We start from the raw sequence: 13023 nt of genomic DNA, 5'->3' as shown, positions 1-13023 counted from the left end.
CTGACGCCACAAAGGCCGGGGGCTCACGCCTCCGGCCTTTTTTATGCTATGCCCCCGCAGGGTGGGCAGCAATCCATGCTGCAAATCCAGCCAAGAAATCCTTTTAGCAGAAAGCGACAGCGATTACCGCACTTCGCTCAAGACAGGCGGAGCAGCGGAGCAGCAGTTCACGAGCTAAGTCCGGCAATACTTATGTTGCCAGGAGCCATAGCGACCCTCACACTGCGCCTGGGAGGGCATATAATCATGCTTATTACCAGGCCGTCAATCGGCTGAAGAGATCTCAACCTATTCGCTAAATTTTCTATCTGCCCGTCTGACAGCCTAAGACAGCTCCCCACCATGTCATTGTCAGAAAGACACAAAACCCAAGCCTCACTCCTTGCCCAAGACAAATGACTTTTTTCGACCAGAGCATTCAAATCTCTTGCTATGTTAGCAAAACTTATCTAAGAAAAATCACCAACAATTTTCTGATAATTATCCACCATTTTCTAATTATATTTTATGCAAAAGGAGGAAATTGCATGAAGCGTCTAATGATCATGGCTCTGCTGGTCGCCTTTGTCCTGGGCCTGACAGCCCCGGCCCAGGCTGCACTGGTCCGGGCCAAAGGCGACTGGCAGATGAGCGGAAATTACGTTAAAAATCCACAACTTGACAGTGATCTGAAAGACGACAAATTCCAGGCAGTTCAGAGGATCAGAACCACTTTTGAGTTCATTGCCAATGAAAACCTCAGGGCTGTTTTCCGCCTGCACATCGAAAACAGGTGGGGTCAGGAAAATCATCAGGTTGGAACAAGCGGCAGAGGGACCCTGGGCTACGACCAGGCCTATCTTGATTACTTCATTCCCAACACTGAAATCAACATCCGGGCTGGAAAGCAGACCGTGGTCCTGCCCAATACCTTGGGTTCCCACATCCTGGATGAGGAAGTCTACGGCCTGACCGCTTCCATGCCCTTTAACGATACCTTTGGCCTGACCCTTGGCTGGACCAGACTGTTTGACGGATATGATCAGGGACTGGATACCAACAGCAGCGGGTTTATCAATTCATATTCCAAGGACGAAGTAGACACCTTTTTCGCCATCCTCCCGGTCACTCTTGACGGGGTACAGCTTAATCCCTTTGCAGTGTATTCCAGGGAAGGCAAATTTGCCAGGGCTCTTGACGGGGCAACCGATATGGATGTTACCGCTGACCCTGCTACCATGGACAATGCAGACCGGTACCGGTCCAGGGACCGCTACTGGCTGGGTCTTAACATGACCCTGGATATGTTTGATCCCATCGTAATCATGGCTGACTTCAACTATGGCTCTTCAGGCAAGTACTTTACTGGAATAAATCCCGGCGGAACTCCAGGCGGCGACTTTGATTTCAGCAAGCATGGGGAAACAGCCGGCTGGATAGCCAATCTGGCAGTTCAGTACAACATGGACCTTATGAAGCCCATGGCTTTTTTCCTGTACGAATCCGGAGAGTCCAGATCCAGCGCCTACCCCCACACCAAGGGCAAGCGCATGCCTTCTTTTGTGTATAACGGCAACTTCATGTCCAGCCTGAACTTCTCATCCTTTGGTTTTGAAGGCTCCAACTTCCGGGGCAATGCCGAGAACGCCCTGTGGGGCCTGAACTGGCCGTCAGGCAAGTGGGCTCTGGGTATCAAGCTTCAGGAGATCAGCTTTGTGGACAAGCTCAGCCACGACTTTCTGGTGGCTTACTATCAGGGAACCAACCACAAGAGCCTAGTCAATTTCAGAGATTATGCCGGGGGCAACGACCCCAATAGCCCGGATGATCCAGAAATCTTCATGACTACCAAGGACAGTGCCTGGGAAGTAAATTTTGACACCAGGTACCAGATGTATGAAAATCTGGCTGTAATCCTTGAGCTGGGCTATATCAATGCTGACTTCAAGAAAAGATACGGTGAAAAATTCCTGGACGATCCGGCCTGGAAAGCAGCCTTTGGCTTCAGATACATGTTCTAAAGTTACTGTACATCCAGACCTGAAAAAGGCCGGCAGGTTGAACCTGGCCGGCCTTTTTCATTACAATAACGCTCTTCTTATCTGCAGAGATCTGCGTTATCAGCGGCTGATATGCTTTATTTTTTGATATTTTCGGACGTACAAAAAAAGAAGATTTTAAGCCGCTGATCTGGTTGATTTCCGCTGATTGAAGTTTGACTTCAGCCTACCAGCCATTAACTTCCTTTCTCTGTTTACCTTTTGAAATACCTTGATTTTTATTGATAAAAAAACTAATTTAAGGTCACTAAAGCCATTCATCTTAATTTAGTCTTCTTCACAAAATTTTTCTCGCAGGGGGAGAAATCTGCATGAAACGCTTTCTGATTCTGGCAATGATTATTGGGTTTGTCTTCAGCTTTGTAGCCCAGGCCGCAGCTGTCACTTTTCAGGCCAGGGGGGACTGGAGAGTTCATTTTAACTACGTGGAAAACCCGAGGTTCAACAAAGATTTCAAGGATGACAAATTCCAGGCCATGCAACGGATGCGAACCAGCTTTGAGTTCATTGCCAGTGAAAACCTGCGCGGAGTACTCCGGATTACTACTGATAATGTTCGGTGGGGAGAACGCGCTGCAACCGGCCAGTTTGATGTTGGAGAAACTGTAAGTCTGGGCTTTGATCAGGCCTACATCGAGTACTATGTCCCCAGCACAAAAATCAATGTCAAAGCCGGCCTGCAGACTGTTGTTCTGCCCAACACCCTGGGCTCCCACATCCTGGATTCTGAAGAATATGGTGTGGTGGCTTCCACCCCTGTAAACCAAAAACTCGGACTGACTCTGGGTTGGCTGAGGGTCAACGACAAGCGGGAAAGATGGGACCTTGGAGGAGGCAACTTTGAAAAATCCAGGGATGAAGTTGACCTTCTCTTCACAGTTGCCCCCTTTACCCTGGAGGGATTGCAGATCAATCCCTTTCTGGCCTATGCCCGGGCTGGAAAGTACGCACCGATATCCTACACTGATTTTTACGGAAACAATCCATTCTGGGTGGATGCTTCGGGGTTTAACTGGAAACAGATGAACGTATTCTGGGCCGGAATCAACATGACCCTGAACCGGTTTGATCCATGGGTGGTCAATGCGGATTTCAATTATGGACAATCCAGCAGATACCTGAGTTATACAGAACCGGATAATATATATCTGGTGGGCGATAAAATCGGAGAAACAGCCGGCTGGATAGCCAGCCTCTCAGTGGCCTGCAAAATGGACATGATGACTCCTGAACTCTTCTTTCTTTATGAGTCAGGCGAGTCCAGGACCAGTCTCAGGGGCGACAAAAAAGGTCGGCGCATGCCTGCTTTGACCCCCAGACTGACCATGTCTTCTTTTGCCTTTAACGGGTCCAATTTCGGATCTGACCCTGGACATGCTGCCGGACAGGTTCCTGCTTTCACCCAGAGATCAGCCATGAACATGCTTCGAACCACGGGCATGTGGGCCGCAGGCTTCAGGCTGGGTGACATCAGCCTCATGGACAGGGTATCCCACGATTTTCTGCTAGCTTACTACCGGGGCACCAACCACAAGGATTATCTTGATGAGGAGGTTGGAAACCAGGTTTTCACTACCCGGGATTACCTGTGGGAAATCAACTTCGACACAACCTACCAGATGTATGACAACCTGGCCGCCATCCTGGAGCTGGGCTACATCAACGTCAATCGAGCCAGCCGCACGAATAACGGAGATCCTGTTGACGTACCTGGAGATAATTCCTGGAAAGCAGCCTTTGGCTTCAGATACCAGTTCTAAGCTTACTGGTGTATTCCAGACCTTACAAAGGCCGGCCAGGTTGAACCTGGCCGGCCTTTTTCATTATATAATGCTCTTCTTATCTGCAGAGATCTGCGTTATCAGCGGCTGATATGCTTTGCTTTTTGATCTTATCGGATGCACAAAGAAAGAAGATTTTAACCCCCTGATCCCCTTGATTTCCGCTGGTTAAAATCATTTTGCCGGCAATCCAGAACAAAAGCTGCAACCAATCCCCACTCTCTGCCCTGGACAGACACGGCCCAGTGTCATTGCCAGGCCGGGAACCGGCTGAACCAGTACTTGTTACCAAAAGCCATGGCAACAAAGTAATCTATGCCCATCTTCCCTTTCCCCTTGGCCCTTGCTTCTAACTATCGACCCTGCCGCCAAGCGCCCAACCCCTGCCAGTTCAAACCAATAAACAAATCCCAGCCCGGAATAAACCTGATCTCTGTTCCCTGGACATCCATTGAATAATCAAGTTCATTGTTGACCACATAAACCATATCCGGCCCATAAGCCTGGATAAAACTTCTCAGGGATCTGCTTATCCTGGGCTTTTTCATTGCCCCGGACTTGACCTCCACTGCCACCAGCCGGTTATCATGCTTCAGGACAAAATCCACTTCAGCCCCTGAAGTGCTCCTCCAGTAATATAGCTGATCCTTGAGCAGGTTCAGCCTCTTGCAGAGTTCAGAGAAAACAAGATTTTCCGTAAGCGCTCCCCTGTCTGCCCGGTTTCCTAGGTCATCAAATCCTCCAAAAAGATAATTTCTTATCCCGTTGTCCAAAAAGAAAATTTTAGGCCTTGAAGTTATTTCCGCCCTTTTGCCGCCCACAAAGGGAGGCAAAAGTCTGATAATATGACTCTGTTCAAGGATGCTTAAGTACTGGGCTACTGTGTTCACGCTGATGCCCAGATTATCAGCAAAGCTGGAATAATTGGTCAGATTGGCGGTCTGAGAAGCAGCCAGCTCCATGAGTTTCCTGAATGATGAAGGATTTTTGATCTGGTACAGGTCTGATGCATCTCTAAGCACAAAGGCTTCGGTTAATCGTCCCAGAACATCCTGCCTGTTTCTGCTCAGCCAGGCTTCAGGATATCCTCCGTAAAGGGCAAGTTCATGCCAGATCTCCCTGGCTTTTATTCTGGCTACTGTTTCAGATTTATTACCAGGAACAAGTTCCCTGAGTCCAAAGGGGTGCAGAACATGCCTGATGGCCCGGCCGGCCAGGGATTCCCTGGTTTTAGATTTAAGATGATAGCTGGATGAACCAGTAGCCAGTATTTTTTTCTCAGGCTTGAGATCAACCAGACCCTTTAAAAACAGGCCTGCCTCTTCAAGGTGCTGTGCTTCCTCAAAAAAATATCCAGCTGCATCAGGAGCCAGCCTGTCCAGCTCATCCAGAAACAGGGCCGGTGATGAGCAGAGTTCTTTCAGAAGCTGTTCTTCGCAATTAATAAAAACAAATGGGCTTAATGAACTGCTGATAGTTTTCCAGGCCAGGGTGGATTTGCCGGCCTGCCGGGGTCCAATGATCAGGCTCACCTTGTCCCTGCTTAGTTCAGGACTGAATGATCTTGGAATATAATTTTCCGGAAGATGACGGGCCGCATGCCCCGGCCAGACAGACTGATCCTCTATCCAGGGGTTCAGATGCAGCATTACCCTGTAGGTGCTTAGATCCATGTCAATCCCTCCAATGGTTGACATAAAATTAAGCCTGATAGATTCATTCGTCAATGAAAATTATCAGGCTTAATTTTATGTCCAACTCGAAATAAGGGCTGTCATATTAATCCTGGCATGACGGTCACTGTCAGCAGGGCATAAGCTGATCCCCAGGCTCTGTGCTTCCTTCCCCCCTTTTCTCATACCACCTGCTGTTTAGAATCAATTGCATCATTTTTCGACTTTTCAATCATTCTGACAATTGCTATGTTTTGATTATGAACATCAATGACCAGTTAAACTACTGGCTGGAAAGCGCTGAGCACGACCTGGACACTGCTGACAGCCTGTTTTATTCTGAAAAATATGACTGGTGTCTGTTCATGGGTCACCTGGTGCTGGAAAAAGCCCTGAAGGCTGTATACGTACTTGAACATAATGCTCATACTGCCTCCAAGGACCCACAACCTGGTCAGGCTTGTCCATGAATCCAGCCTGGAAATGGATCAGGAGACCCTTGTCTGGCTGGACCGGGTTAATGATTTCCATATCGAAGCCAGGTATCCGGATTATAAGCGCGAATTTTACAAAATATGCACCAGGGATTTTGCACTGCATCATCTCGAAAAAATCAAGGAGATGTTTTCATGGTTGAAATCCCATCTGAAATCAGGTCCATTGTAGAAAATTATATCCAGTCCCTTGAAAGCAGCAGAATTCGCATCCGTCATGCAATATTGTTTGGAAGCCGGACTGCAGGCAGGGCAGATGAATGGAGCGACATTGATATCGCCATTGTTTCAGACGACTTTGAAGGAATAAGATTCAAGGACAAGGAAAAAATCAGGAAAACCACCCTGGCAACAAGCTTTCTTCTCTCACCATTGCCTTTTAAAACATCCGACTTTTCAGATGATAATCCATTGGTCCGCCACATCAAGGCAACCGGACTGACTATCAAGTGAACTCGCTCCAGTCGGGACAGGTCGCTATGGTCTAAAACTCCCTGACAATGACAGGCAGGGTCTGTTGTCATTGCCAGGCCGGGAACCGGCTGAACCAGCCCTTGCTATCAGGAGCCATGGCAACAAAGTAATCTATGCCCATCTTCCCTTTCCCCTTGGCCCTTTTTTTCCATCCTTTCCCTACTCTGCCCGGGGCGGGTTTCTGTGGGCCGGGACTATCCTGACAAACCGCTCCCCGGCCTGTTCCAGGATCTTTTCCACTTCCCTGGCCTCCTCATCCTGAAAGGTTGACCTCAGACCCTGGACATATCCCCTTAAAAGCTCCCTGATCCCGGCCAGGTCGGATGAATCAACCTTTTCCACAGCCACATCCGCCCCTGCGGCCAGCCGCCTGGTTATGGACTCCACCCTAAAGCCCCATTCCGGATAAAGGCATTGATAAACCACCCCGCCGGTCATGCCTGAACAGATCCAGGGTCCAGGATCACCCAGAACCACCACCCGTCCACCAGTCATGTATTCAAAGGCAAAACCCTTCAAATGAGCCCTGGCAGCCAGGTTGCCCAGTTGGTCCCGGACCCTGGAGGTGATCCTGGCTCCGAACACCGCATCAGCTCCGGACATGCGGATACAGGCCCTGGAATCGGCATAATTCTGGACCATGAGCAGCCCTTCAATGGCTCCATAGGCAAAGCTCTTGCCGGTTGATCCGTCCACCCTGCGCCCCATGAGATTGGCTCCCTTGAATACCTTGCAGGTTCCGCCCAGACTGCTCTTGGCAGTACCGTCCTGAGCGCCTCCATCCACGGTCAGATCAATCCCCCGGATATTGAAGGCGCAAAGCCCATTGCCCGGAACCGAGGAATCCAGCCTGATCCTGAACCTGCGCTTGCCCGCATCCCCGAACTGGCGGACCACTTCTCCAGCCAAATAGGTCCCCATGGCCCGGTCCACGCTGCGCACGTACCGGTCGGTAAACCGGACCTCTGATGTTTCCTCATCCCTGAATTCAGCCATGGAAATATCCGAAACCAGCCTGGTCAGATAATTAAGAGGCTTGCGGACCATGCGCAGGGCCCCCAGTACGCAGGACGGACCGAACATGGCCGGTCGGGTCAGCATCTCTTCAAGACAGATCTCCTGCTTGTGGGAGATCTGGGTCAGAAGGTCGGTCCGGCCCACAGCATCTCTGACCCTGGCAATGCCCAGCCCGGCCAGAATGCTGCGCATCTCCTCTCCAAAACAGGTGAACAGGCGGACCAGGTTATTGGTTTCTACGGCCTGGTCCATGGGTGTAAACCCCTTGACCCCCCGCTGGCTGGCCTCATCCTTGGTCCTGACCTGGGTGGAAATACCCCTGGGACAGGTATCCAGGTGGCAGCGCATGCAGCTGATGCAGCCTATGCCCATGAGGGCAGCCGTGCCCATGGCAGCCCGGTCTGCCCCCAGAAGGATCATCTTCAGGGCATCAGCCCCGCTTCTAAGACCTCCATCGCACCAGATCTCCACCTCATGGCGCAGACCGCATTCCACCAGAGCTTTATGGGCCTGGCTCACTCCAATCTCCACAGGCAGACCCACGTACTTTTTGCTGTGCTCCCTGGCTGCGCCAGTACCGCCGTCAAATCCGGAAATATTGACAATATCAGCCCCGGCCTTGGCCACGCCCACGGCAATGGTGCCCACCCCGCTGGTTACCGGGATCTTAACCGAAATCCGGGCCAGGGGGCTGGCTGTCTTGAGTTCAGTGATAATCTGGGCCAGGTCCTCAATGGAATAGATATCATGATGGTTGGAAGGGGAGATAAGGGCAATACCCGGCTTGCAGTGCCTGGCCCTGGCCACCATTTCCGTGACCTTCTGTCCGGGCAGATGTCCGCCTTCGCCGGGCTTGGCCCCTTGGCCGATCTTGATCTCCAGAAAGTCCGCAGAATTGAGAAACCCCATGTGCACCCCGAACCGGCCCGAAGCAATCTGCTGGCCCCTGTTGCTACGGTACCTGCCCAGCATGTCCGGGATCTCACCCCCTTCGCCGTTTAAACAGACAATATTCAGGGCTTTACCAGCCTGGGCATAGGTCCTGAAGGAGCTTTCTCCCTGGGAACCGAAACTCATGGCCGGAATGACCAGGGGCATGGAATGGCCGTTAATGCTGATATCCACATCCTGCATGGTCAGGGGGCTGGTTCTGGCAGAAGGGGCAAAATCCAGGACATGGCGCAGGGCAACTGGATTTTCCCGGTCCAGGTCCTGCAGTTCCCTGGCCAGCTCTTTGAAGCCGGTTTTGCCAGTGGCTGCTCTGCGCATGACCCGGCCCACCCTGGGATTTCTGGCCGGGTCTTTCCATAGCCCGGGATCACTGGAAGCAGCCCTTAAAAGGCGCATCCGGCCCATTTCTTCCAGACCGGAAAAGCCAAGACCAGCCTGAGCTGATCCGCAGAAATTCGGACACCTGAATATCTTCTCCAGCTCAGCTGCCAGACCCATGGAGGAGAAAATCCGGCCATAGCCGCAAAGCTCGTGGATGCCCATGGTGGACATGACCTTTTCCATGCCCTTCTGCAGCACGTCCATGGTGTTCTGCAAAGCCTGCTCCGGGAGAAGGCCTTCATCCAGATACTCCAGGGCCACCTTCCAGATCATGTACGGGTTTATCGCGTCAGCTCCCATGCCCAGCAGGCACATGATGTCGTGCAGATTACGCACAGCCCCGGACCTGACAATTATGGAGCAGGACCGGCGCAGGCCCTTTTCCTCCAGATAGTTGCCCACAAAGGCCGTGCCAAGCAGGGGATCAATCTGCACCCTGCCCCTGGAAAAACTTCCAGAATCATCCAGCACCACCAGGACCCCGCCTTTTTGCACTGCTTCCCCGGCCCTGGCTGCCAGAGTCTGAAGACTTGTTTTCAGACCTTCTTCCGGATCAAAGGTGGCATCCAGCACCTTCAGCCGCTTAAGGTCCCGGCCCTGGCCAGTGAAAAAACCGGCCACCTCTTCCAGGATTCCAGCCCGGTAAGAAGCTTTAATTCTGGAGATGGCTTCCAGACCGATCCCATCAACCCTGAACCCTCCCAGGAGCAGGGGAGTGCCCAGCTCCAGGCCCACTGGCCTGGACGTCCCGGTCAGACCCGACCTTGGCCGGTCGCCCAGAATGACATGGGTGGAAAAATGATCAGCCTCCCGTTCCCGGTCAATGGCCGGGTTGGTGACTACAGCCACGTTTTCCTTGAAGTACTCCGAAACATTGGGCAGGCCCTGAGCATTAAACCAGGCCAAAGGCCCCTGATAACCCATGGACCCGATAACCGCCCTGCCGGTCCGGGCGGTCTTTTTGCGGATGTCCAGGTCGTACCTGTGCCATCCCAGGGCAGCCAGGAGATTTTCCCGGACCGGCTCATCCTGGTCCGCCCACTGGTCATTCAATCCGGTCAGCTTGGTGGCCCGGGCATTGTCCTGCTCTATCCCGGGGATCTCCCGGTACAGAAACCTGGCCTGGCCCGAGAGATCCTTGCGGCTTTGCATCAGCCTGACCAGCTGGTCCTGATAGGCCTGGTAATCAAACACAATGGCCCGCCTGGCCGGAGCCGAGAAAATGGCTATTTTCTCGCCCGGAGCCAGAGGCCTGGGGTCCCTGGCTGTATCTTCCAGATCCACCACCCCTTTTTCCGAAGACAGGTAATAATTGTAGTCGCTCTCTCCAAACCAGAGGGGCCTGAGTCCCAGGGCATCCACACTGCCCAGGCAGACATCCCCGTGCCTGGCAATTATGGCTGCCGGACCCTGGGCCGAGGGTGGAAAGAACCAGCGGTAAAAATCATAAACCCGGCCCAGGTCTTCGGGATACTGCCCCACCTCACTGGACACGGCTGGAAAAACCATGGCAAAGGCCTCCACCGGATCAAACCCGTGGCTGTTGATCAGCCCTTCAACAGCCCGGTTCAGGTCCTGGGAATCGCTGCCACCGGGCACCGGTTCAATGCCCAGGTTGCGGGAGGCCCCTCTGAGCCTTTCAATGGTATTGATCTCTCCGTTATGGGCCAGCAGGGAAAAAGGCTGGGTCCGCTCCACCGTGGGCAGGGTATTGGTGGAGTAGCGGCTGTGGCCCAGGCAGATCCTGGAGCCGGCAGCCGGATCACGCAGATCCGGAAACACCCGCTGCAAAAGGTCTGGACCGCCTCGGACCTTGTAAACCGAACTCTGCCTGGACAAAGACGCAATATGCAGCTCAGGCACTGAACTTTCCAGTTCCAGCTGGACCCTGAAAAGGAGCTTTTCAGCCGGAGACTTGAGATCCTGACCAACCAGCCCGGCAACCTGCCAGAACAGGGGAGCCTCGGCCCTGGCCATGGGGCCCAGCTCCTGGTCATTGGTGTTGCCCCTGACTTCCAGGAGAATATCCAGGCCGCGTTCTTCAAACACTTTTCTAACCCGGTCCAGGACATGGTCTGCCTTTGATCTGATCTTGTGGGGCAGCATAAAGTGTCCCACAAAAAAACCGCTGGAATCAGCCAGATGAGGGGAAAGACCGGCCCTGTGCAGCCTGCGGCTCCAGAGTTCGCGGGGAACGTCCACCATAATGCCGCATCCGTCCCCTTCGTCGTTTATGTCCCCGGAACGATGGGCCATTTTTTTCAAAGCCTCAATGGTCCGGACGATATTAGCGTGATTGGCCTTACCCCGCTTGTCAATAAAGGCAATAATGGCACAGGCGTCCTGTTCCTGGCAGATGGGCTTGGCTGATATGCTCTGCAAATGATCCTCCCTGGCTGATTTCTGGTTTGCCCCGGCCCGAAGCTTGTTATTCATAGCTCCCAGCCTGGGGGATGTACATATTAAGTATTTTCCTCATGTTTTTTCCTTCTCATGCCCTGCTCCTCAAGCTCAAGGGTGGCTTTGGTCCGGGGGTGAAACAATCTTGATTCTTTCTGCCCGGAACACCTCAATTTTCAAAAGTATGCTTCACCCCACTGAACCAAAGTGTTTACCCTTTTCCGGACACGAAAAAAACTATGTGAATTTTTTCTGTTTTCCCAGACCAGTCCAGCCTGCATCCCTTACCGGCCCGGATCTGATCAGTCCAGGATCTGCCACTGCCTTCTTGATTAAAGTCGGAAAATTCCTTAACCATAAACCTGCAGTTGATTCTGACTTGATAATATCCGGTGGACATGACAAGGATCAAAATAAATGGCTGAGATACATGGAAAAGTGCTCATCGTGGATGATGAGCAGGATATCCGCCTGTCCCTGCGGGGCATTCTGGAGGATGAAGGTTACCAGGTGGTGGAAGCAGAAAGCGGGGAACACGGCCTGGCTGCAGTGGAACCAAGCATCGACCTGATCCTCCTGGACATCTGGCTGCCGGGAATGGACGGCCTCCAGGTTCTGACCCGGCTTCATGAAAAGCATCCCGACATCCCGGTGATCATGATTTCAGGCCACGGCAATATCCAGACCGCAGTCCAGGCCATCAAGAACGGGGCCTTTGACTTTATTGAAAAACCTTTGTCCCTGGAAAAGGTGCTCATCACCTCCCAGAAGGCCCTGGAATTTTCCAGCCTCAGAAGGGAAAACCGCAACCTCAGGCTGAACACCAAAGGCATTACTGTCCGGGACATCACCGGCCAGTCCGGGGTCATCAGGGAACTCCGCCAGGCCATCGATCAGGTGGCCCCCACCGAGGCCTGGGTCCTCATCACCGGAGAAAACGGAACAGGCAAGGAGATTGTGGCCCGTTCCATCCACATCAAAAGCAAACGGGCCGACCAGACCCTGGTGGCGGTCAATTGTGCGGCCATCCCGGAAGAACTGATCGAATCTGAGCTGTTCGGCCATGAAAAAGGGTCCTTTACCGGAGCTTCCGGGTCCAGGCAGGGCAAATTCGAGCTGGCCCACCAGGGAACCCTGTTTCTTGATGAAATAGGAGACATGAGCCTCAAGACCCAGGCCAAGATCCTGCGCATCCTCCAGGAACAGAGTTTTGAACGGGTGGGTGGCCACCGGACCATCAGCGTCAATGTCCGGGTCATTGCAGCCACCAACAAGGACCTGCTCCAGGAAATAAAAAAAGGGAATTTCCGGGAAGATCTGTACTACCGCCTGAATGTCTTCCCCCTGAACCTTCCTCCCCTGCGGGAAAGAAAAGAGGACATTCCAATCCTGCTGGAGGAGTTCATCCATCAGCTCAGCCAGGAGCACAACTTCAAGCCCCTGTCCTTTACCAGGGAAGCCGTTGCTGTCCTCCAGAACCACTCCTGGCCGGGCAATGTCCGGGAACTCAAGAATTTTGTGGAACGCCTGTACATCCTCTACCAGGGCCAGGAAGTTACTCCAGCCATGCTCCCCGGTGAGATCAGCTGTGCCCGGATGCAGTCCGGACTTGAACCGGCAGGATTCCAGGACGGCCAGGAACTGCCCGGTGATTTCAAGCAGGCCAGGTCCCGGTTTGAAGCCTGGTTCCTGGACTGCAAGCTCAAAGAGTACGACGGGAACATCTCCAGGCTGGCCGAGGCCATCGGCCTGGAACGGAGCTATTTGTACCGCAAGCTCAAAAGCTACGACATCAGCACTGATTAGGGAGCCG

Annotated in this window: 8 protein-coding genes; 6 read left to right on the top strand and 2 right to left on the bottom strand. The window is 52.7% G+C overall.

All coding sequences use genetic code 11. The features are described from left to right. Positions 1-527: 527 nt before the first annotated feature. Both P771_RS0115710 and P771_RS0115700 read left to right on the top strand, forming a co-directional pair. Positions 528-2000 (top strand): outer membrane homotrimeric porin, encoded by a 1473-nt coding sequence (locus tag P771_RS0115710; RefSeq protein ID WP_084302009.1) that lies wholly within the window; start codon positions 528-530, stop codon positions 1998-2000. 350 nt (positions 2001-2350) lie between these two features. After that, positions 2351-3799: an outer membrane homotrimeric porin gene (locus P771_RS0115700; protein ID WP_028575869.1), complete on the top strand. Its 1449-nt coding sequence runs from the start codon at positions 2351-2353 to the stop codon at positions 3797-3799. A gap of 374 nt (positions 3800-4173) precedes the next feature. Here the strand turns inward: P771_RS0115700 and P771_RS0115690 are convergent, their stop codons facing one another. Next, positions 4174-5493: an ATP-binding protein gene (locus P771_RS0115690; protein WP_161635997.1), complete on the bottom strand. Its 1320-nt coding sequence runs from the start codon at positions 5491-5493 to the stop codon at positions 4174-4176. A gap of 260 nt (positions 5494-5753) precedes the next feature. Here P771_RS0115690 and P771_RS19175 point away from each other — a divergent pair, with 260 nt between their 5' ends. The 3 genes from P771_RS19175 to P771_RS0115680 are packed head-to-tail and all read left to right on the top strand — an operon-like array spanning position 5754 to position 6440. Then, positions 5754-5963: a HEPN domain-containing protein gene (locus P771_RS19175; RefSeq protein WP_150112227.1), complete on the top strand. Its 210-nt coding sequence runs from the start codon at positions 5754-5756 to the stop codon at positions 5961-5963. After that, positions 5914-6159, top strand: a complete 246-nt coding sequence (locus P771_RS19170; protein ID WP_051617491.1) for a HEPN domain-containing protein — start codon at positions 5914-5916, stop codon at positions 6157-6159. The genes P771_RS19175 and P771_RS19170 overlap by 50 nt, the downstream gene beginning before the upstream one ends. Beyond that, complete coding sequence (locus tag P771_RS0115680) at positions 6123-6440, top strand: nucleotidyltransferase domain-containing protein (RefSeq protein WP_028575866.1); 318 nt, start codon at positions 6123-6125, stop codon at positions 6438-6440. The genes P771_RS19170 and P771_RS0115680 overlap by 37 nt, the downstream gene beginning before the upstream one ends. 180 nt (positions 6441-6620) lie before the next feature. On the opposite strand, the gene P771_RS0115675 is transcribed toward P771_RS0115680, so the two are convergent. Continuing rightward, a complete protein-coding gene (locus P771_RS0115675; protein WP_051617488.1) occupies positions 6621-11246 on the bottom strand; it encodes a glutamate synthase-related protein in 4626 nt (1541 codons plus the stop codon). A 390-nt stretch (positions 11247-11636) separates the two neighbouring features. On the opposite strand from P771_RS0115675, the gene P771_RS0115660 reads away from it, so the two are divergent. After that, positions 11637-13016, top strand: coding sequence for a sigma-54-dependent transcriptional regulator (locus P771_RS0115660; protein WP_028575863.1), 1380 nt, complete (start codon positions 11637-11639; stop codon positions 13014-13016). The last annotated feature ends 7 nt before the right edge of the window (positions 13017-13023 follow it).

This window comes from Desulfonatronovibrio hydrogenovorans DSM 9292 (assembly GCF_000686525.1).
GTDB lineage: Bacteria > Desulfobacterota > Desulfovibrionia > Desulfovibrionales > Desulfonatronovibrionaceae > Desulfonatronovibrio > Desulfonatronovibrio hydrogenovorans.
Note: the sequence above shows the minus strand (reverse complement) of the source record. Positions and strands in the feature narration are given on the sequence as shown.

Bases quoted from the DNA above. Each gene is read 5' to 3' on its own strand.
- P771_RS0115710 (WP_084302009.1), top strand. From the start codon at position 528: ATGAAGCGTCTAATGATCATGGCTCTGCTGGTCGCCTTTGTCCTGGGC.
- P771_RS0115700 (WP_028575869.1), top strand. From the start codon at position 2,351: ATGAAACGCTTTCTGATTCTGGCAATGATTATTGGGTTTGTCTTCAGC.
- P771_RS0115690 (WP_161635997.1), bottom strand. From the start codon at position 5,493: ATGGATCTAAGCACCTACAGGGTAATGCTGCATCTGAACCCCTGGATA.
- P771_RS19175 (WP_150112227.1), top strand. From the start codon at position 5,754: ATGAACATCAATGACCAGTTAAACTACTGGCTGGAAAGCGCTGAGCAC.
- P771_RS19170 (WP_051617491.1), top strand. From the start codon at position 5,914: ATGCTCATACTGCCTCCAAGGACCCACAACCTGGTCAGGCTTGTCCAT.
- P771_RS0115680 (WP_028575866.1), top strand. From the start codon at position 6,123: ATGGTTGAAATCCCATCTGAAATCAGGTCCATTGTAGAAAATTATATC.
- P771_RS0115675 (WP_051617488.1), bottom strand. From the start codon at position 11,246: ATGAATAACAAGCTTCGGGCCGGGGCAAACCAGAAATCAGCCAGGGAG.